The sequence below is a fragment of the Paraburkholderia sp. SEWSISQ10-3 4 genome, from assembly GCF_030464785.1.
Classification (GTDB): Bacteria; Pseudomonadota; Gammaproteobacteria; order Burkholderiales; family Burkholderiaceae; genus Paraburkholderia; species Paraburkholderia aspalathi.
The window spans coordinates 1-18,913 of record NZ_JALPRI010000037.1; the positions used below are offsets into that span (position 1 = coordinate 1).

19 protein-coding genes are annotated in these 18,913 nt (G+C 62.9%); 7 read left to right on the forward strand and 12 right to left on the reverse strand.

Annotated elements, in window-relative coordinates; genetic code table 11:
* Positions 1-104 precede the first annotated feature (104 nt).
* The 4 genes from M0D68_RS35515 to M0D68_RS35530 all read right to left on the reverse strand — a co-directional run bounded on the left by M0D68_RS35515 (position 105) and on the right by M0D68_RS35530 (position 5,029).
* On the reverse strand, positions 105-1,340 hold the full coding sequence (locus tag M0D68_RS35515; RefSeq protein WP_266212754.1) for a multifunctional CCA addition/repair protein: 1,236 nt from the start codon (positions 1,338-1,340) through the stop codon (positions 105-107).
* Positions 1,337-1,990, reverse strand: a complete 654-nt coding sequence (locus M0D68_RS35520; RefSeq protein WP_266226795.1) for a glutathione S-transferase family protein — start codon at positions 1,988-1,990, stop codon at positions 1,337-1,339. The genes M0D68_RS35515 and M0D68_RS35520 overlap by 4 nt, the downstream gene beginning before the upstream one ends.
* Positions 1,991-2,022: 32 nt before the next feature.
* On the reverse strand, positions 2,023-2,976 hold the full coding sequence (locus M0D68_RS35525) for a complex I NDUFA9 subunit family protein (RefSeq protein ID WP_200620596.1): 954 nt from the start codon (positions 2,974-2,976) through the stop codon (positions 2,023-2,025).
* A gap of 85 nt (positions 2,977-3,061) precedes the next feature.
* A complete protein-coding gene (locus tag M0D68_RS35530; protein ID WP_093640991.1) occupies positions 3,062-5,029 on the reverse strand; it encodes a lytic transglycosylase domain-containing protein in 1,968 nt (655 codons plus the stop codon).
* A 77-nt stretch (positions 5,030-5,106) separates the two neighbouring features.
* Here M0D68_RS35530 and M0D68_RS35535 point away from each other — a divergent pair, with 77 nt between their 5' ends.
* Positions 5,107-5,649 carry a 5-formyltetrahydrofolate cyclo-ligase gene (locus M0D68_RS35535; protein WP_234487889.1) on the forward strand — a complete coding sequence of 181 codons (543 nt, stop codon included), beginning with the start codon at positions 5,107-5,109 and terminating at the stop codon, positions 5,647-5,649.
* Between the two features lie 58 nt (positions 5,650-5,707).
* On the opposite strand, the gene M0D68_RS35540 is transcribed toward M0D68_RS35535, so the two are convergent.
* Positions 5,708-6,220 carry a winged helix DNA-binding protein gene (locus M0D68_RS35540; RefSeq protein WP_054040851.1) on the reverse strand — a complete coding sequence of 171 codons (513 nt, stop codon included), beginning with the start codon at positions 6,218-6,220 and terminating at the stop codon, positions 5,708-5,710.
* Positions 6,221-6,427: 207 nt separating this feature from the next.
* On the opposite strand from M0D68_RS35540, the gene pxpB reads away from it, so the two are divergent.
* From pxpB to M0D68_RS35570, 6 genes are all read left to right on the forward strand, one after another.
* Positions 6,428-7,081: a 5-oxoprolinase subunit PxpB gene (gene pxpB / locus M0D68_RS35545; RefSeq protein WP_266226797.1), complete on the forward strand. Its 654-nt coding sequence runs from the start codon at positions 6,428-6,430 to the stop codon at positions 7,079-7,081.
* The gene (locus tag M0D68_RS35550; protein WP_256455914.1) at positions 7,078-8,130 is read left to right on the forward strand and encodes a biotin-dependent carboxyltransferase family protein; all 1,053 of its coding nucleotides are present in this window, start codon (positions 7,078-7,080) and stop codon (positions 8,128-8,130) included. Before pxpB ends, M0D68_RS35550 begins: the two co-directional genes overlap by 4 nt.
* Before the next feature lie 19 nt (positions 8,131-8,149).
* Positions 8,150-8,902 (forward strand): 5-oxoprolinase subunit PxpA, encoded by a 753-nt coding sequence (gene pxpA / locus M0D68_RS35555; RefSeq protein ID WP_093640982.1) that lies wholly within the window; start codon positions 8,150-8,152, stop codon positions 8,900-8,902.
* Positions 8,903-9,174: 272 nt separating this feature from the next.
* Entirely contained in the window at positions 9,175-9,924 is a 750-nt protein-coding gene (locus M0D68_RS35560) for a DUF969 domain-containing protein (protein ID WP_256455913.1), read from the forward strand.
* On the forward strand, positions 9,921-10,877 hold the full coding sequence (locus tag M0D68_RS35565) for a DUF979 domain-containing protein (RefSeq protein ID WP_175053966.1): 957 nt from the start codon (positions 9,921-9,923) through the stop codon (positions 10,875-10,877). Before M0D68_RS35560 ends, M0D68_RS35565 begins: the two co-directional genes overlap by 4 nt.
* A 218-nt stretch (positions 10,878-11,095) precedes the next feature.
* Positions 11,096-12,889 carry a tetratricopeptide repeat-containing glycosyltransferase family protein gene (locus tag M0D68_RS35570; RefSeq protein ID WP_266226798.1) on the forward strand — a complete coding sequence of 598 codons (1,794 nt, stop codon included), beginning with the start codon at positions 11,096-11,098 and terminating at the stop codon, positions 12,887-12,889.
* Positions 12,890-12,987: 98 nt separating this feature from the next.
* Here M0D68_RS35570 and M0D68_RS35575 read toward each other — a convergent pair whose 3' ends face one another.
* The 7 genes from M0D68_RS35575 to M0D68_RS35605 all read right to left on the reverse strand — a co-directional run bounded on the left by M0D68_RS35575 (position 12,988) and on the right by M0D68_RS35605 (position 18,879).
* Positions 12,988-13,245, reverse strand: coding sequence for a BrnA antitoxin family protein (locus M0D68_RS35575; RefSeq protein WP_211706175.1), 258 nt, complete (start codon positions 13,243-13,245; stop codon positions 12,988-12,990).
* 51 nt (positions 13,246-13,296) lie between these two features.
* Positions 13,297-13,575, reverse strand: coding sequence for a BrnT family toxin (locus M0D68_RS35580; protein ID WP_093640967.1), 279 nt, complete (start codon positions 13,573-13,575; stop codon positions 13,297-13,299).
* A 202-nt stretch (positions 13,576-13,777) separates the two neighbouring features.
* Positions 13,778-14,929 carry a TraB/GumN family protein gene (locus M0D68_RS35585; protein WP_200653120.1) on the reverse strand — a complete coding sequence of 384 codons (1,152 nt, stop codon included), beginning with the start codon at positions 14,927-14,929 and terminating at the stop codon, positions 13,778-13,780.
* Positions 14,922-15,941 carry a peptide ABC transporter ATP-binding protein gene (locus M0D68_RS35590; protein WP_093640961.1) on the reverse strand — a complete coding sequence of 340 codons (1,020 nt, stop codon included), beginning with the start codon at positions 15,939-15,941 and terminating at the stop codon, positions 14,922-14,924. The genes M0D68_RS35585 and M0D68_RS35590 overlap by 8 nt, the downstream gene beginning before the upstream one ends.
* A complete protein-coding gene (locus M0D68_RS35595; RefSeq protein WP_054040839.1) occupies positions 15,938-16,942 on the reverse strand; it encodes an ABC transporter ATP-binding protein in 1,005 nt (334 codons plus the stop codon). Before M0D68_RS35595 ends, M0D68_RS35590 begins: the two co-directional genes overlap by 4 nt.
* 1 nt (position 16,943) lies before the next feature.
* A complete protein-coding gene (locus tag M0D68_RS35600; protein ID WP_093640955.1) occupies positions 16,944-17,861 on the reverse strand; it encodes an ABC transporter permease subunit in 918 nt (305 codons plus the stop codon).
* A 7-nt stretch (positions 17,862-17,868) separates the two neighbouring features.
* On the reverse strand, positions 17,869-18,879 hold the full coding sequence (locus M0D68_RS35605; RefSeq protein WP_093640952.1) for an ABC transporter permease subunit: 1,011 nt from the start codon (positions 18,877-18,879) through the stop codon (positions 17,869-17,871).
* Positions 18,880-18,913: the final 34 nt, after the last annotated feature.

The window sequence follows — 18,913 nt, forward strand, 5'->3', positions numbered from 1 at the left end:
CTAATAGACCACTAACAATTCAAGGAAAGGCACGAAAGCCAGAACAAGGAAAGGCCAACCCCCCAAGAACACTGACGAACAAGCGCCGCACAGGCAAAAAAACCTCAAACAACAAGAGCCCCTTCAACAGCGCGAACGCGCTCCTGATGCACTGCATCCTTAATCCCCGCAGGCGAGTCAACGAGCCGCTTAGCCACGGCACCAGCATCCACCCCCCGCGCAGCAACAAGCGCAACCCGCAGCCGCTCAGCCTGCGGATACTCCCGCATCTCAAACCCAAGCCGCCCACGCGCATCCGCCTCACAAGCCTGCAAGGCTTCAGCAAACCGCCCAGGTTTCCGAATCGCATCGCTGCGCTCGAGCAGCCTCACCAACGCGGCTGCCCCCATCTCCATCACGCGATGAATATTCCCGTGCTCCCGCGCGACCAGCAGCGCCAGATCGCGGCATTCATTCGGCACCCGCAGCCGCTCGCATAAAGGCTTCAGCAAATCCACGCTGCGCCCCTCATGCCCGATATGCCGCGGCAATACGTCGTCCGGCGTCGTCGCTTTGCCCAGATCATGCGTGAGCGCCGCAAACCGCACCGGCAACGCGTAACCCTGCTGCGCGGCATGGTCGACCACCATCATTACGTGCACGCCCGTATCCACTTCGGGATGATAGTCAGCCCGCTGCGGTACGCCGAACAATGCATCGATCTCCGGCAGAATCCGCGCCAAAGCGCCGCATTCCCGCAGCACTTCGAACATGCGCGACGGCTTCTTCTCCATCAATCCGCGCGACACCTCCTGCCATACGCGCTCGGCGACCAGTGCATCGACCTCACCCTCGGCCACCATCTTGCGCATCAGCGCCATCGTCTCCGGAGCCACCGTGAAATCGACGAAACGCGCCGCAAATCGCGCAATCCGCAAAATCCGCACAGGGTCTTCCAGAAACGCATCGCTGACGTGACGAAACAGCCGCGCCTGCAAATCGCCCCGGCCGTTGAACGGGTCGATCACCGGGCCGGTCAGTTCGCCGTCCGGGCGCATTTCGCGCGCCATCGCGTTGATTGTCAGGTCGCGGCGCGCGAGGTCCTCTTCGAGTGTGACGTCCGGCGCGTAGAAGAACTGGAAGCCGTGATAGCCCGCGGCCGTCTTGCGTTCGGTGCGCGCAAGCGCGTACTCCTCGTGCGTCTGCGGATGCAGAAACACCGGGAAATCCTTGCCCACCGGACGATAGCCCTGCGCCACCATCTGCTCGGGCGTCGCGCCCACCACCACGTAGTCCCGGTCCTGCACGGGTACGCCCAGCAACTCGTCGCGGATCGCACCGCCTACTGCGTAGATATTCATGGGCATACGTCTTGGTACGGAATGGCATGCGTTTCGCGCAGCGCGTCGTCGATCCACGACTTCACCGCCGGCAACGCCGTCACGCGACGAACATAAGCCGCGGCGGCCTCGGAGAGCGCCGGTTGCCATGTGTTGAAGCGCATCACGACCGGTGCGTACATCGCGTCCGCAATGCTGAACTCGCCGAACAGGAAAGGACCGCCGTAGGTATCGAGACACCTGCTCCAGATCGCGTCGATACGCGCAATGTCGGCCAGTGCGCCCGGTGTGGCGTTCTTACCCGGAAACGACGCGCGAATGTTCATCCACATGTTCGAGCGCAATTCGCCGAAGCCCGAATGCATCTCGGCGCTGATGCTGCGCGCGTGACTGCGCGCCGCCGGGTCGCGCGGCCACAGCGCATGCTGCGGGAAGCGCTCAGCCAGTGTCTCGGCGATCGCCAGCGAATCCCAGGTGGCCAATCCATCTTCGCCGATCAGGCACGGCAACTTGCCCGGACCGGTCGGCGCATACGCCAGAATCGCGGACTTCGTGCCGGCTTCATTCAGATGAATCAGCACCTCTTCAAATGGAATGCCGAAATGTTTGACCAGCAACCACGGACGCATCGACCATGACGAGTAGTTCTTGTCACCGATAAGCAGCTTCATGCCTGGTATAAAAGGTAGAGATTAGAAAAGGTTCAACGCCCCGCGCTCGCGCGAAACGTGTCGAAGCGCGAACGCGACGACGCGCCGGTCAGATACACGGGCGCGATCGTTTCGATGCTGGCGGGTTCGATGCCGAGTTCAGGCGCAAGCGGTCCGCTCAACACGTTGTCGACTTTCATCGAATCGAGATTGTCGCGCGAAATCACCGGTTCGCCCGGCGCCATTTCAAACGTCAACGCCTGCAAGCGCGCCAGCGCCTCCGGCAGGCGAATGATTCGCGCATGCCGGCCGATCACGTCGCCGCAATACTTGACGAGGTCTTCGAGCGTATAAACGGTCGGCCCGCCCAGCTCGTAGGTATGGCCGCTCGCCGCGTCGAGATCGAGCACGTTGCAGATCGCTTTGGCCACGTCGCCGACGTACACCGGCTGGAATTTTGCGTCCGGCATCGCAAGCGGAATCACCGGGAACATCCGCTGCAGGAACGCGAACTTGTTGAGCAGTTGGTCTTCAGGACCGAACACCACGGACGGACGGAAAATCGTCCACGCCAGATTCGCCGCATGCACGGCCTTTTCCCCGTCGCCCTTCGAGCGCGAATACATGCTCGGCCCGTTCGAGTCGGCGCCGAGCGAGCTGATATGAATCAGCCGATGCACGCCCTTGCCTTCGCAAGCCGCAACGATTTTGGTCGGCAATTCGACATGCGCGCGGGCGAACTCCGGGCCGTAGGGCGTGCCACGTTTGCCGTGCAGCGTGGCAACGAGGTTGATCACGCAATCGGCGCCCTCGACAAAACGCGCGAGCTGAACCGGATCGAACACGTCAGCTTCGATCACGTCGATGGGGAGCAGCGTGAGATGGCGGGCGTTATAGCGCCGCCGGGTGGCGATGCGCACGTCTTTGCCCATTTCAACCAGAGCATTGACGAGATGGCTGCCGATAAAACCGGAACCGCCGATGACCGCAACGGCTTGATGTCGCATTTTCGACTCCCTGGTGGAAGCCGCGGCAACGGCTGGCGTGGCGCACCGCCGCATCAGAAAACCTGACGCGGCGGCGGCACGGCGCTTACGGTGCGATATAACCCAGACGCGCCTTCAGCGATTGCGGACGGCCTTCGAACAATGCCGCGTAGTAGACCGTGTTGGACAACACATTCTTGACGTAGTCGCGCGTTTCCTGGAACGGAATCGCCTCGGCGAAGATCGCGCCTTCAACCGGATGCTGCAACGATTGCCGCCAGTTGCGCGGACGGCCGGGACCGGCGTTATAACCGGCGGTGGCCAGCACAGCAGACCCGTCGAACTGATTGTAGATCATGGACAGGTAGTTCGTGCCGAGCAGGATGTTGGTGTTGATATCGTTCATCTGCTCCCGCGAAATCGGGCCGAGGCCGATTTTCTTCGCCACCAGTTGCGCGGTGCCCGGCATCAGTTGCATCAGACCGCTCGCGCCAACTTCCGAGCGAGCGTTCATGATGAAACGCGATTCCTGGCGAATCAGCCCGTATGCCCATTCGACGTCGAGTCCATTCGACTGCGCATCGCGCTCAACGATATCCTTGAACGGCGACAAATAACGCAGCGAGAAATCGTGCTCGCTCTTCGTGCGGTCCGCCGTGTTCACGGTCCGGTCATACAACTCGATGCGGCGCGCGTATTCGGCCACAGCGATCAGCTGCCGGTCGCTCATATTGCGCAGCGGCCAGTTCCATTCGCGATTGCCCTCGAGCCGCAGATTCAGCGCGTAGAAGCGCTGCGCCAGATCGAGACCCGGCGTGTTGCCGGCCTGTTGGATTTCGGCGTCGGTCACGGTGGTTTTCGGCGGCACGGTGATCTTCTGGCCGAGCTCTTCCGCAGCCAGTTGGCCGTAGAAGTTGAAGCCCTGCGAGATCGACTCGAATTCCTGGTTGGCCGTGGTTGTGTCGCCAGCCTGCTTGAGCGCACGGGCATGCCAGTACACCCACGACGGCTGATTGCGCAGCGCCGCCGGCATCTGTTCGATCGACCAGCGCACCATGGTCCAGTCGCCGGCGAGCAGCGCGGTGCGGGTGCGCCATTCGTACGCCGGGTTCGACAGCGGCGCATTCGCCGACAGGCGGTACCAATCCACCGCGCTCGGCATCTGCTTGGCAGCGGCTTGATACGCAATCGTGCCCCAGCCGATTGCGCGCTCGGGCGAGCTCAACGACGGCGCGACCGAGGCGAAAGTGGCCGCGGCCATGGCCGGATCGTTGCGCGCCATGCGCGTGATCGCGAGCAACGCGAGTTGATGCGATTGCGTATCCGGACCGACGCCGCGCGCCAGCAACAACGGCGGCGTACTCGTGGCCTGGCCGAACAGCACCGGATCGGGCGGCTGGTTGCTAAGCGCATCGACGAGCTTGCTGCCCGTGCTCGTGTAGTTCTGTTCGTACGCGAGGCGGATCTGTTGCCACACGTCGTCGGAACTGAATTGCTGATTGACCGCGAGCGCGGTGATCAGATCGACGCAGCCGTCGCCGTACGACTTCGGGTCGACGAGCAGCGCACGCGCCGCGTCGGCGACGTTTTCACCCCGCGCGGCACGCGACTCGAGCGCGTAGCACTTAACCTGCGTATCGTCGTTCAGCACGAAACGCGCGTATTGCTGATCGAAGTTACGCCAGTCGTGACGTGCGCCGAGCACCGTGAGGTAGTCGTTGCGCATGCGGTCGGCGATGGCCTGGCCGTCGTACTTCTGCAGGAACGACAGCACCGGCGCATCCGGCGCGTCAATGCGCGCGTGGCCGCTGGAATCGAACAATTGCGGCTTGAGCTGGAAGTACTCCAGATACGAAGGCGCTGGATAGTTCGGGATCATGCTCGCCAGTTGCGCTGCGCGCGCCGCGTCATTATTGCGGGCGGCTTCGCGAAGCTGGACGAAGGTCTGGTCGTCGTTCGTGAGTTGCGAAAGGGGAATGGGCTTGACGGCGGAAGCCGTGCTGCACGCGACGAGTGCCGCAGCGGCAAGCGCCAGACCGGCCGCGCGATATACTCGATAGAGGCGTATTGACATCGTTGTTTCTGGAGCGCGAATTGAACCCAAGCATAGCATGCAACCCTGTCGCAGAATCGAAAAAGGCGCTGCGTCGAATGCTATTGGAAGCAAGGCTACAAGCGGCTTCCGAGCCGGCGCACAACGCCGCGCTCAACCGTCGCGTTCTCGATGCGTTGAAACACTACGGCGTGAGCAGTGTGGGGTTCTATTGGCCGCTGGCGGGCGAATTCGACGCGCGCGCCGCGATTGCGATCTGGCTCGCGGCCGACTCGCAACGCGAGGCGGGTTTGCCGATCGTCAAGGAACGCGGCGCGCCGCTCGAATTTCACGCATGGGCGCCGGATATGGCGATGAAGATCGGCCATCATAAGATTGCCGAGCCTACTTCGGGGCGCGTGGTGGTTCCCGATCTGCTGTTCGTGCCGTGCGTGGGTTTCGACGCCAACGGCTTCCGGCTCGGTTACGGCGGTGGCTACTACGATCGCACGCTGGCCACATGGCCGGGACCGAAGAAGCCGGTTACGGTCGGCATCGCCTATGAAGCGTGCCGCACGGACGCATTGCAGCGCGAGGCTCACGACATCCCGCTCGATCTGATCGTGACAGAAGCCAGTATCTATCCACAGCCGGCGGATTAAGCGTTTGAAGAGCGCCCTGCGAGGCGCACCCTTCAATACTTGCCGCGGCCGAACCCCGTTATAAAGACGCCGCCGCCCGCGCGGCCGTGTCGTACAGCCCGGACGCGTTGCGCATCAATTGCGCCGCCTCGCCAATCTGTTCGTTGGTCAGGCCGCTTTCCTTTAGCGTCGAAATCAGGCAACTCTCGCGCACTTCGCGGTATTTCAGGCAGAGCTCGCGGCCCGCATCGGTCGCCGAGAAGAACACTTCCTTGCCGGTCTTTTCGCTTTTTACATACCCTCTAGCTACGAGCTTCTTCAACGCGTAAGTGGCGACGTGCGTGTCCTCGATGTTCAACACGAAACAGATGTCCGCCAGCTTCTTGCGCCGCTCGCGATGGCTGACGTGATGCAGCAGCGAGACTTCGATCGCGGTCATGTCTTTTTCGCCGGCCGCCGACATGCAGCGCACCATCCATCGGTTGAATGCGTTGCCCGCCATGATCAGTGCGTACTCCAGTTCGGACAGCTCCGCGCTGGTGTCGGACACGAGATGTTCCGAGGAAACGATCTTGGTGGGGTGGCGCGACATGGTGAAAATTCTCGAGAAACAGGATGGGAAAGTGTCAGGAGTGTACGACGAGCCACCCATTCCGGGGAGCCTGGCGAAAACGCTTATAGATAAATTGTTGATATTTTATTGATAATGTACGCTTCATACATCGTGGACCCGATGCCGATAACCAGGTATAGGGTCCGATATGTTCGACATTCCCGACTCAACCTGGGCCATTAAGCGATGAGCCAACCAAGAATCTTCCCGCTCGGCGACGCCGCGCTTGTCTGCGAGGCGCCGCCGCCTGCCACGCTGGACTGCCAGCGGCGCGTGTGGGCTGCCGCCGAGGCCGCGCGCGACTGGCCGCACGTGCTCGAGGTTGTGCCGGGTATGAACAATCTGACGCTCGTATTCGATTCGCTCGAAGCCGATCGCGAAGCGCTGGTGAGCCTTCTGCAGGCAGCCTGGAATGCGGTGAGCGACGTGCCCGCGGCCGGCCGTGCAGTCGAAATCCCCGTGCAATACGGCGGTGAGTTCGGCCCCGACCTGCAAGTAGTCGCCAATCACACCGGCCTGAGCGTGCGCGAGGTCGTGCAACGTCACGCGGACGGCGAGTACGTGGTGTTCTTCCTCGGTTTTCAGCCGGGCTTCGCCTATATGGGCGGGCTCGACACAGCGCTGCACACGCCGCGCCGTTCATCGCCGCGGCTGGAAGTGCCGGCCGGTTCGGTCGGTATCGGCGGTGAGCAGACCGGCATTTATCCGGCGACCTCCCCCGGTGGCTGGCAGTTGATCGGCCGCACCGAACTGCCGCTGTTCGATCCATCTCGCCGTCCGCCCACGCTGCTGCAACCGGGCGACCGGGTGCGCTTTACCGTCGCGGGGATACACGCATGATCGATGTGATTCGCGCGGGTCTGCTGACCACGATTCAGGATCTTGGCCGTCACGGCTACCGGCACCTCGGTGTCGCGATGGGTGGCGCGCTCGACCGTCTGTCGCTCGAAGTCGGCAACCGGCTGGTGGGCAACCGGCCCGATGCAGCCGGCCTGGAAATTACCTTTGGACCGACCGTGCTGCGCTTTCTGCGCGCCACGCGTGTGGCCATCACCGGCACCGAATTCGGTGCGACGCTCGACGGCAAGCCGGTCTATTCATGGTGGAGCCTGCCGGTTCAGGCAGGCCAGGAGCTGGTTCTGCAAGCGGCCAAACGCGGCATGCGCGGCTATGTCTGCATCGCGGGCGGCATCGACGTGTTGCCGATGCTCGGTTCGCGCAGCACCGATCTCGCCGGCCATTTCGGCGGACTCGGCGGCCGGGCGTTGCGCGACGGCGACCGTCTGCCGGTCGGCGCGCCGCCGCAACGCGGCCATCTCGGCTTTACCCCCGAAGCGCCGGAGTTCGGCGTGAAGGCGCCCGCCTGGTGCAAGTTCGTGCTGGTTCACGAACCGCTGCGGCGCGGCCGGCATCCATCGGGCGTGCCGTGGGCTGTGCCGATCCGCGTGCTGCAAGGCCCGGAATACGATAGCTTCACTGAAGAAGCGCACGAATCGTTCTGGTCCGATGAATGGCTGGTCACACCGAACAGCAACCGCATGGGCTACCGCCTCGCCGGCACGGAACTGAAGCGCACCCGGAAAAACGATCTGCTCTCGCACGCGGTGCTGCCCGGCACGATTCAGGTCCCGCCGAACGGCCAGCCGATCGTGCTGATGAGCGATGCGCAGACCACCGGCGGCTATCCGAAGATCGGCGCTGTGATCCAGGCCGATCTATGGAAGCTCGCGCAGGTTCGCCTGAACGCCGCCATCCGTTTCATCCCGACGACGCCCTATGAGGCGCGCCAGGCTTTGTTGGAAGAACGCACGTACTTGCGGCAGATCGACGCCGCGATTGCCATGCACGAAGAACGTTGCGCGCGCCAGCCGGCGATCGCAGCGCTGTAACACTATGTAGGGGAACACCATGGAAATCGATTTGAACGCCGATCTCGGCGAAGGCTGCGGTTCCGACGAGGCGCTGCTCGACCTCGTCAGCTCGGCCAACATCGCGTGCGGCTGGCACGCGGGCGGCGCCAACGCCATGCGCGACTGCGTGCGCTGGGCGGTGCAAAAGGGTGTGTCGATCGGCGCGCATCCGAGCTTTAACGATCCTGAGAACTTTGGCCGCAAGGAAATGGATCTGCCGGCCAACGATATCTACGCCGGCGTGCTGTATCAGCTCGGCGCCCTGTCGGCGATCGCGCAGGCCGAGGGCGGGCGCATCGCGCACGTCAAGCCGCACGGTGCGCTGTACAACCAGGCCGCGCGCGACGCGAAGATCGCCGATGCGATCGTCTCGGCGGTTCACGATTTCGACCCGTCGGTGGCAGTGTTCGCGCTCGCCAACAGCGGACTCGTGACGGCTGCCCGGGCAGCCGGCCTGACTGCCATCGAAGAAGTATTCGCCGACCGCGGCTATCGCGCCGACGGCTCGCTCGTACCGCGCAAGGAGCCGGGCGCGCTGCTCGACGACGAAGACGTGGTGCTGGAGCGCACGCTCGCCATGGTGCGCGAGCGCCGCGTGCAAGCCGTCGACGGACACTGGGTGCCGCTCAACGCCCAAACCATCTGCCTGCACGGCGACGGCCCGCACGCGCTGGCGTTCGCGCGGCGCATCCGCAGCGCGCTAGAGGACGCGGGCATTGACGTTCACGCGGCCGGCGCCGCGAGCGTCTGATCCGCGCGTCGATCGACGCGAGCCAGACAGCGCGATTCAACCGTTGCTCAATCCTGAACGCCCCGCACCATGCGGGGCGTTTGCCAGGTGCAGGACGACGCATTGCAGTACCCGCAGTGGAACAGCAAACAAGCAGCAAATGCAGGTGCAGGTGTAGTCGAAGCAACGCGGCCATCAAGAGCCGTGGCAGCAAGACGGCGCGTGGATCACCAGGCGCCGGCCCACGTTAGCCGCCACAAGCGGCGAGGTTGAAACCCTGTTTGGAGATCCAGATGCAGACAACAGTCAGTCTATGGCCGCTCATTGGCGTGGCCGTCATCATCGTCGGCTTTTTATTACGGTTCAATCCGATGCTGATCGTGGCGGTGGCCGCGATCATCACCGGTCTGGCCGCGCACTTCCCGCCTGAAAAGATCCTCGCTGAAATCGGCACCGGTTTCATCAAGACCCGCAATATCCCGCTGATCATTCTGCTGCCGCTGGCCGTGATCGGCCTGCTGGAACGGCATGGCCTGCGCGAGCGCGCGCAAGCGTGGATCGGCGGCATCAAGGCCGCGACCGCAGGGCGTTTGCTGATTGTCTATCTGCTGGTGCGCGAGCTGACCGCCGCTGTCGGCCTGACCGGTCTCGGCGGCCATCCGCAAATGGTGCGTCCGCTGATCGCACCGATGGCCGAAGGCGCGACTGAAACGCGCTTCGGCAAGATCAGCGACGCCGTGCGTTTCAAATTGCGCGCCTTCTCCGCGGCGACCGACAACGTCGGCCTGTTCTTCGGTGAGGACATCTTCGTCGCGTTCGGCGCAATCGTGCTGATGACGACCTTCCTGAAAGAAGCCGGCATCATCGTCGAGCCGATTCACGTGGCCGTCTGGGGCATTCCGACCGCGATCTGCGCGTTCATCATTCACGGCTTCCGCCTCTATCTGCTCGACCGCAGGCTCGAGCGCGAACTGCGCGGCAATGCCGCTGCGAACCCCGCCTCCGTTGCGCCGACGCAACCCGCAGCAGGAGACAAAGCATGACGTTCACGATTACCTATTTGTTCTGGCTGCTCGGCGTCGTGCTGCTGGTGATCGGCGGCATGATCGTCACGGATAAGGAACACCCGCGCCGTTTCACCGCCGGCGGCTTCTGGATTCTTTACGCGCTGATTTTCCTGATCGGCGACAAACTGCCACCCTCGGTGGTCGGCGTGCTCGTAATCGTGATGGCGCTGGCCGCAGGCTTCGGCGGTGTGACCGCGGCCAAGCCGAAACTGCTGTCGCTCGAAGCGCGCAAGGCGAGCGCCGCGCGTCTGGGCAACAAGCTGTTCGTGCCCGCGCTGACGATTCCGGTTGTCACCGTGATCATTACGTTGTCGGCCAGCCATCTGATCTTCGGCGGCATGCCGCTGATCGAGAAGGCCAACGTCACGCTGATCGGCTTCGGCATCGGCTGCGTGATTGCACTTGCGATCGCGTGCGTGCTGACGCGCGATACCGTCGGTCAGTCGATGAAAGAGGCGCGCCGCCTCGTCGATGCGTTGTCATGGGCCGCGGTGCTGCCGCAGATGCTCGGCATGCTCGGCCTCGTGTTCTCGGACGCCGGCGTCGGCAAGGCGGTCGCTCACGTGACCACGGCCTACATCAGCCTCGACTACCGCTTTATCGCGGTGGCCGTGTACTGCATCGGCATGGCGCTCTTCACGATGGTGATGGGTAACGGCTTCGCCGCGTTCCCGGTGATGACCGGCGGCGTCGGCGTGCCGATCCTGGTCGGCGTGTTTCACGGCAACCCGGCAGTGATGGTCGCGATCGGCATGTTCTCGGGCTACTGCGGCACGTTGATGACGCCGATGGCCGCGAACTTCAACATGGTGCCGGCCGCGCTGCTCGAACTGCCGGATAAGAATGCGGTGATCAAGGTGCAGGTGCCCACCGCGCTGAGCTTGCTGGTTGTGAACATCTTCCTGTTGAATTTCCTGATGTTCCTGTAGGACCGTTGGCCGAGCCGCATGGCAAATGCCAACATTGCGTAGGACTCTCGCTCTGATCCATGCATGCGCGTGAGTCCGCGGCAAATGGACGCCGCCGAATTCGGAGGCGTCCGATCGTCTGGCAAGGGGCCCGAACATAAGCTGGTGGATGATCTTCCATCCACATGCGCTGGCGACGCGCGCAACGCGCGCCGTCAGCGCTTTCCAGCAGGTCCCTCATGGAACACCACTCCCACCCCACCAACACGCCGCCCTCCGCCTACCTCACCTCTCTGATCGAGGCCGCGCTCGAAGCACACCAGGCCGGCCGTCTCGATACCGCCGAGCCTTTCTACCGCGAAGCCCTCGCACTCGACCCAACGCATGCCAAAACGCTGCATTACTTCGGCGTGCTGCAGCATCAGCGCGGCGACCACGCTTTCGCCGCCGAGTTGATGAGCGAAGCGCTCAAACTCGATCGCACTGATGCCGCCTGCTGGAGCAACCGTGGCCTCGTCGCCGCTGCGCTCGGCCATCGCGAAGAAGCGATGATCTGCTATGACCAGGCGCTGCAGTTGCAACCGGATTTCGCCGACGCGCGCAACAACTTCGGTGTCGCGCTGCAAGCGCAAGGCTCATTCGAAGTAGCGATCGAACAGTATCGGCTGGCGTTGGCGGTCAATCCCTCGCTGGCCGACGTACATCTGAATCTCGGCACGGCGCTGAACAAGCTCGGCCGCTACGACGAAGCGCTGGCCTGCTATCAAAACGCGCTGTCGCTCGATCCACAATCGGCGGAAGCGCATTTCAATGCTGGCAATGCGTACAACGCGCAAGGCGATCACGCCGCGGCCATCGCCAGTTTCGAGCGGGCACTGGCGCTGCGCGGCGACTATGCTGAGGCTCACATCAACCTGGGCAGCCTGATCGGCAAGCTCGGCGACTACGTCGGCGCCGAATCGCAGTATCGGCGTGCGGTCGCACTCAAGCCGAACCCGACGAATCTGGTTTGCCTCGGCGGCTCGCTTGGCGCGCAGGGTCGCCTCGATGAAGAAGAAGGCTTCTACCGCCACGCACTGGCGCACGATTCCAACTACGCGGACGCGCATCAGGGCCTCGCGTGGCTGTTGCTCAAGCGCGGCGACTACAAGCAGGGTTGGGCCGAATTTGCGAAGCGCTGGCGCAAGAGCGACTACGAGGCGATCGCCGTGCCGGGCGTTGCCGAGTGGCATGGCGAGCCGCTCGACGGGCGCCGTCTGTTGCTGGTCGGCGAACAGGGTTTCGGCGACCATTTCCAGTTCCTGCGCTATGCGCGCGTCCTCGAGCAACTCGGCGCCGCGGTCGATCTTTGTGTGCGCGAGCCGCTTCTGCCGCTGGTCGAACGCATCCCGGGCGTGCATCGCGCGTTCAGCGGCAAGCCTGAAGACCCATACGATTTCTGGGTGCCGATGATGAGCCTGCCGTCGTGCGTCGGCACCGAACTGTCGACCATCCCCGTGGACGTGCCGTATATGTTCGCCGACAAGGCAAAGATCAAAACATGGCGCAAGCGGGTGGATGCAGCCGGCAAAGCAAAACGCAAAGTGGGCCTGGTGTGGTCCGGCAGCCCGACGTTCGGCAACGATCGTTATCGCTCGATGGCTTTGGCCGCCCTGAGCCCACTAACCGAGCTGAAGGACATCGCGTGGTACGCGCTGCAAAAGGGCGCCGCGCACGCTCAGTTGGCTGATGCGCCTGAAGCTTTCCGCGCCCACGATTTCACCGAAGATTTGAAGAGCTTCGACGACACCGCCGCGCTCATCATGAATCTCGACCTTGTGATCGCCGTGGACACCGGCGTGGCGCACCTGGCGGCCGCACTAGGCAAGCCGGTGTGGGTGTTGCTGCCCGCCAACTCGGACTGGCGCTGGCTCGAAGAGCGCAGCGATTCGCCGTGGTATCCGGCGATGAAGTTGTTCCGGCAGACCAGGTTGGGCGATTGGGCGCCGGTGGTCGAACGCGTATCGGAAGAACTACGCGACGGCAGTCTATAAAACCCGCGCTGCGCAGATTTCAGGCGTTTCTGCGCAGCGCCTTCTCAATCCCTTCGTACACACCTTCGTACGCAGACAGAATGCCGCGACGCCACACCTTAAGAACGGCGACGCTGCTGCGCCAGCATGTAAGCGCGCAACAACTTGTTGATGCGCGTTTGATAGCCGGCTCCCTGTTCTTTGAACCAGCTCAGTACATCCGCGTCCAGTCGCATGGTCACAGCCTGTTTCGGCGGAACGTGCAGCTCGGCACGGTCAAAAAAATCGTCGCCCAATTCGGGCACGTCGCTCGTGTCGATTTGCGCGTCGCCTGCTTTTGCAAGTCGCTTCCAGTCGGTTCCTGATGTTTTACCCATGATTTCGCCTCTGCTCCTTTTCAGCCATTCCCACGCTACCCACCGTGCCAGTCAATTCCAGACGCTGTACTTGTAGCGTTTGACCTCGTGCTTCGTCGCCTTGCGGGCCGAAATGATACGGATCACATCGGCATTGCGTTCGACGTACACCACCACACCTACGATGGCGGCCATCCAACCCAGCGCGATCCAGCGTTCCTCGCCGTAGTCTTCCCGCTGGTCTATCGCCGTCAGCACCGGATGATCGAACACGTCGACAGCATCCCGGAAATCGATGCCATGCTTACGAATGTTGATTTGATTCTTGAGTTCGTCCCATTCAAACCGCACACAGCACCTGTATTGACGTCTGTACATACATCATAGCACGCACGCGTAGCTATGTCCGCGTGAGCCGCGAGCAGTTTGCGACACACGTCAGCATCGGACTGGCTGTGAAATTACCGGTTCCTGATCTGGCCGAACGGCCTACCCCGGTTAGGACTGTGATCGACCACGCCGCAAATCTCGCCACGTGAGGCTGGGACGATGCTCACCCGGCATCCACCACGAACCCGTGCTGCCGCAAAAGCTGCAGCACGCCCTTGCGGCCACCCAGATGCAACGCGCCGATCGCCACGAACACAGGCTTGTTCGGCCCGGCGATCAGCAGCATCCGCGATACGAAGCGCCGGTTGCGCTCGTACACGATCCGGTTGTCGATCGAATCGGAAATCCGCTTGTCGCGCGCCAGCTTTTCGGTTTTGGCGGCTTGCCACGCCGCAATCGCATCGGCATCGCCCACTCGCCACAGCCGATGCAACGTCTTCACATCGTCGACGTTTTCCGCTGGCGTCTGCACCAGGTCCTGGGCGAGCATTTCGCGTTGCTGCGCAAGCGTGAGTCCGGTGAACGCACGCATTTGCTGTGGCAACGTCTCGAGGCCGACGATCTTGCCGCGCGTCCTGATATAGACGTTCTGCAATTGCGCTTCCGTGCCGTACTCGGTCTGCAAGCCGGCACTCAACGAATCGTAGGTTTCGACCACCAGTGACGCGAGCCACGGCCGCATCTTCTTGATTTCATCCTGCGCCGCGGGATTGCCGCGCAGGCGCAAGGCCAGCTTGCGCCACAAAGGCTCCGGCAACAGACCTGGCAAACAGTCGCGCCGGCATACGCCGTACTTCGACACATCGTCTTGCGAGACCAGCAGTTCGTCGGGTGAAAGTTCGAGCGCCAGCGTCGGCGAGGCCGCCAGGGCGCCGAGGATCGGCGCGCGGAACGGTTGCCCGGGCGGATAGTCGGCCGGGTCGCCGACATGCAACGTGCCAAGCACGTAAATGGTCGTGGTGCCGCGTGTCGCGACATAGAACGGCATGCGCGCCGGCTGCGCGCGTACCGGACCGCTCGCCGTGGTACCAGGCGTAGCGGGCGGCGGATTGAAGCCGGGCAAGGTGCTGCGTGGCGGCGCCGGCAGACTGGGCACCGGCACCGCCGGCCGCCCCGCCTGAGCGGGCGCATTGGCGGCCGCGCCAGCAGCATGCGCGAGGCCGATCGGCCCTGCGCTCAGGTGAAAAGCAGAACATACGCCGAGGAGCGTGGCACCGGTCAGTGCAAACGCTCCCCAGCGCCGCGCGAAAGCAGTGTGGCGGCCACCATCACGCGAGCGGCGCGCAAGACGACGCGCCGCCACTGCATCAGGCATCCATGTCCCCCACCTCCTCGGCGCGGTGACACGACACCTGACGGCCATCCACTTCACGCAACTTCGGTTCTTCGCTGCGGCAACGGTCGATCGCGTACGGGCAGCGCTGATGGAACGTGCAGCCCGACGGCGGATTCAGCGGCGACGGCATTTCGCCTTGCAGCTTGATCTTGATCGTGCGATCCGCTTCGAAGATCGAAGGCGTGGCCGACATCAACGCACGCGTGTACGGATGTCGCGGATTCGAGAAAATCCGCTTCTTGTCGCCAAGCTCCGCCACGCCACCGAAGTACATCACCATCACATCGTCGGCGATATGTTCCACCACCGAAAGATTGTGCGAGATGAACACGTAGCTGGTCTTGAACTGCTCCTGCAGATCCATGAACAGATTGAGAATCTGCGCCTGGATCGACACGTCGAGCGCGGACACCGGTTCATCGGCGACCACGATTTGCGGATCGAGGATCATCGCGCGCGCAATCGCCACACGCTGCCGCTGACCGCCCGAGAACATATGCGGATAGCGCTTGGCATGCTCCGGACGCAGGCCGACCGTGCGCATCATCTGCGCGATCCGTTCGGCGCGTTCGGTCGTGCTCAGTTGCGTGTTGATCGCGAGCGGTTCGCTAAGCGTCTGCTCGACTGTCTTGCGCGGATTCAGCGAGGCAAACGGATTCTGGAACACCATCTGCACGCGCCGCCGCAGCGCCGCGATCTTCGCATGATCGGCGCCCGCCACGTCTTCACCGTCGATCAACAGACGGCCCGCGCTGGGCTTTTCGATCATGGTCAGTTGACGTGCGAGGGTGGATTTTCCGCAACCGGATTCACCAACCACCGCCAGAGTCTTGCCGCGTTCGAGCGCAAACGACACGCCGTTCAAAGCCTTGACCGTGCCCTGGCTGAACATGCTGCGCTTCACCGAGTAGTAGCGCGCCAGTTTGTCGGCAACCAGGACGTGATCGCCCGCATGGTCCGACTGGCGCCGCGGTTCGAGTACTGCGTTCATCGTGCGCCTCCATGGGTGTGAACGTTGGCGTCGCCGCTCAGGTTCAGGGGTTTGATGCAGCGCACGCGCGCCACTTCTGCGTGACCTTGCATCGGTGTCAATGCCGGTCGCGCCTTCATGCAGTCGTCGACCACGTACTTGCAGCGCGGTGCGAAGAGACACCCTTTCGGACGATCATCACGCCCCGGCACCATGCCCGGCAGTGCGGCGAGCCGCACCGCGCCGACATTGTGTTCCGGAATAGCCGCCAGCAGCGCTTCCGTGTACGGATGATGCGGCGCCGCGAAGATGTCCGGCACGCGGTTCGTTTCGATCACTTCGCCAGCGTACATGACCGCGACTCGCTGCGCGACCTCGGACACCACCGCCAGATCGTGCGAGATCAGCACGAGCGCCATGCCGCGTTCCTTCTGCAGCTTGATCAGCAGTTCCATGATCTGCGCCTGGATCGTCACGTCGAGCGCGGTGGTCGGTTCGTCGGCGATCAGCAGCTTCGGGTTGCAGGCAATCGCCATCGCGATCATCACGCGCTGGTTCATGCCGCCCGACATCTGATGCGGAAATGAACCGATGCGGCCTTTCGGGTCTGGAATGCCGACCTGGTCGAGCAACTCCAGCGCGCGTTTGTCCAACGCACTACCGCGCAGGCCTTCGTGCAGCTTCAGCACTTCCTTGATCTGATAGCCGACCGTGTAGCTCGGATTCAGACTGGTGAGCGCGTCCTGAAACACCATCGCGATGTCTTTGCCGATGATCTTGCGGCGCTCTTTGGCCGACGCCTTCAGCAGATCCTTGCCGTTGAAGGTGATTTCATCAGCGGTGACTTTGCCCGGCGCGTCGATCAGGCCCATCAGCGCCATCATCGTCACGCTCTTGCCCGAGCCCGATTCGCCGACCACGCCGACCACTTCGCCGGGCGCGACATCGAGATTGATCCGATCGACTGCGGGCAGTCCGTTGAAATTCACCGCCAGATTGCGGATGGTCAATAAGTTGCTCATGTCATGCCATCCGTTTCAGTTTGGGATCGAGTGCGTCGCGCAGCCCGTCGCCGAGCAGATTGATCGCGAGCACCGAGATCAGGATGGAAAGACCCGGCATCGTGACGATCCACCAGGCGCTGTCGATATAGTCGCGCGCCGAGGCCAGCATCGCGCCCCACTCCGCCGAAGGCGGTTGCACGCCGAGACCAAGGAAGCCGAGCGCGGCAGCATCGAGAATCGCCGACGAAAAGCCCAGCGTAGCCTGCACGATCAACGGTGCGGTGCAGTTCGGCAGCACTTGCGAGAACATCAAACGCAGCGTGCCGGCGCCGGCGACGCGCGAAGCCGTCACATATTCCTTCTGCAATTCGCCTTGCGCCGACGCTCGCGTCAAACGCACATAACCCGGCAGCGCGACGATCGCGATCGCCAGCATCGTGTTGACGAGACCCGGGCCGATGATCGCGACCACCGCGACTGCCAGCAGCAGCGAAGGCAACGCGAGCAGCACGTCCATGATGCGCATGATCGGCGTATCGGCCCATTTCTCGAAGAACGCCGCGATCAAACCGAGCACGATGCCCGGAATCAGCGCGAGCACCACCGAGACGAAGCCGATCCAGAACGACAGCCGCGCGCCGTACATCAGACGCGAGAGGATATCGCGGCCTGCTTCGTCGGTGCCGAGAACGAACTTCCAGTTACCGCCGTCGAGCCAGGCGGGCGGGATCTTCACGAAGTCGCGATACTGTTCGATCGGGCTATGCGGCGCGATCAAGGGCGCGAAGATCGCGATGAAGATCAACACCAGCACGATGATGCCGGCAGCAACCGCACCACGGTTTCGCGAGAAATTCGCCCAGAATTCGCGGGCGGCGATGGCGCGGCCGCTGGGCGGCGTTACTGCTGTGGGGACTGTATTTTGAATGTCTGCCATGGTCAGGTTACCTCGTATGGCGAATGCGCGGATTCAGCACGCCGTACAACAGATCGACGACGAGGTTCACGACGATCACCAGCGTAGCGATCATCAGGATACCGCCCTGCACTACCGGATAGTCGCGCCGGCCGATCGCGTCGATCAGCCACTTGCCGATACCCGGCCACGAAAACAGCGTCTCCGTCAGCACGGCGCCTGCGAGCAAGGTGCCGACCTGCAAGCCGATCACGGTCACGACCGGAATCAGCGCATTACGCAATGCATGCACGACGATCACGCGGCCCGGCGACAAACCCTTCGCACGCGCAGTGCGAATGTAGTCTTCGCGCAGCACTTCGAGCATCGACGAACGCGTCATGCGCGCGACGACAGCCAGCGGAATCGTGCCGAGCACAATAGCCGGCAAAATCAGATGACTGACCGCGGATTTGAACGCGCCTTCGTCGGTGGACATCAACGCGTCGATCAGCATGAAGCCGGTCACGTGCGGAATGTCGTATTCGACCGCGATGCGGCCCGACACCGGCGTCCATCCGAGGTCGACGGAAAAAAACATGATGAGGATCAAACCCCACCAGAAGATCGGCATCGAGTAGCCGGTGAGCGCCGTGCCCATCACGCCGTGATCGACCACCGTGCCGCGCCTGAGCGCCGCGAACACGCCCGAGGGCAAGCCGACGATCAACGCGAACAGCATCGCGCAGATCGACAGTTCGACGGTAGCGGGAAAACGTGCGAGGAATTCGCCCATCACGCTGGTATTGGTGATGATCGAGGTGCCGAGGTCGCCGTGCATGGCGCGACCGATGTAATGAACGTATTGCATCGGCAAGGACTCGTCGAGCCCGAGGCGGTGCATCGCGGCGGCGTGCATGGCGGGATCGACGCCGCGCTCGCCCATCATCACTTCGATGGGGTCGCCCGGTATCAGGTGAATCAGCGCAAACGCGAGGATCGTGATGCCGATGAACGTCGGTATCACCATGCCGATGCGGCGCAAAACGAAGCGGAACATGGTTCGTCCCTATGGTCTTGATGAAGAAAAAACG

Bases quoted from the DNA above. Each gene is read 5' to 3' on its own strand.
- pxpA (WP_093640982.1), top strand. From the start codon at position 8,150: ATGGAAATCGATTTGAACGCCGATCTCGGCGAAGGCTGCGGTTCCGAC.
- pxpB (WP_266226797.1), top strand. From the start codon at position 6,428: ATGAGCCAACCAAGAATCTTCCCGCTCGGCGACGCCGCGCTTGTCTGC.
- M0D68_RS35560 (WP_256455913.1), top strand. From the start codon at position 9,175: ATGCAGACAACAGTCAGTCTATGGCCGCTCATTGGCGTGGCCGTCATC.
- M0D68_RS35525 (WP_200620596.1), bottom strand. From the start codon at position 2,976: ATGCGACATCAAGCCGTTGCGGTCATCGGCGGTTCCGGTTTTATCGGC.
- M0D68_RS35595 (WP_054040839.1), bottom strand. From the start codon at position 16,942: ATGAGCAACTTATTGACCATCCGCAATCTGGCGGTGAATTTCAACGGA.
- M0D68_RS35570 (WP_266226798.1), top strand. From the start codon at position 11,096: ATGGAACACCACTCCCACCCCACCAACACGCCGCCCTCCGCCTACCTC.
- M0D68_RS35600 (WP_093640955.1), bottom strand. From the start codon at position 17,861: ATGGCAGACATTCAAAATACAGTCCCCACAGCAGTAACGCCGCCCAGC.
- M0D68_RS35585 (WP_200653120.1), bottom strand. From the start codon at position 14,929: ATGCCTGATGCAGTGGCGGCGCGTCGTCTTGCGCGCCGCTCGCGTGAT.
- M0D68_RS35590 (WP_093640961.1), bottom strand. From the start codon at position 15,941: ATGAACGCAGTACTCGAACCGCGGCGCCAGTCGGACCATGCGGGCGAT.
- M0D68_RS35540 (WP_054040851.1), bottom strand. From the start codon at position 6,220: ATGTCGCGCCACCCCACCAAGATCGTTTCCTCGGAACATCTCGTGTCC.
- M0D68_RS35575 (WP_211706175.1), bottom strand. From the start codon at position 13,245: ATGGGTAAAACATCAGGAACCGACTGGAAGCGACTTGCAAAAGCAGGC.
- M0D68_RS35565 (WP_175053966.1), top strand. From the start codon at position 9,921: ATGACGTTCACGATTACCTATTTGTTCTGGCTGCTCGGCGTCGTGCTG.
- M0D68_RS35515 (WP_266212754.1), bottom strand. From the start codon at position 1,340: ATGAATATCTACGCAGTAGGCGGTGCGATCCGCGACGAGTTGCTGGGC.
- M0D68_RS35530 (WP_093640991.1), bottom strand. From the start codon at position 5,029: ATGTCAATACGCCTCTATCGAGTATATCGCGCGGCCGGTCTGGCGCTT.
- M0D68_RS35550 (WP_256455914.1), top strand. From the start codon at position 7,078: ATGATCGATGTGATTCGCGCGGGTCTGCTGACCACGATTCAGGATCTT.
- M0D68_RS35535 (WP_234487889.1), top strand. From the start codon at position 5,107: ATGCTATTGGAAGCAAGGCTACAAGCGGCTTCCGAGCCGGCGCACAAC.
- M0D68_RS35605 (WP_093640952.1), bottom strand. From the start codon at position 18,879: ATGTTCCGCTTCGTTTTGCGCCGCATCGGCATGGTGATACCGACGTTC.
- M0D68_RS35520 (WP_266226795.1), bottom strand. From the start codon at position 1,990: ATGAAGCTGCTTATCGGTGACAAGAACTACTCGTCATGGTCGATGCGT.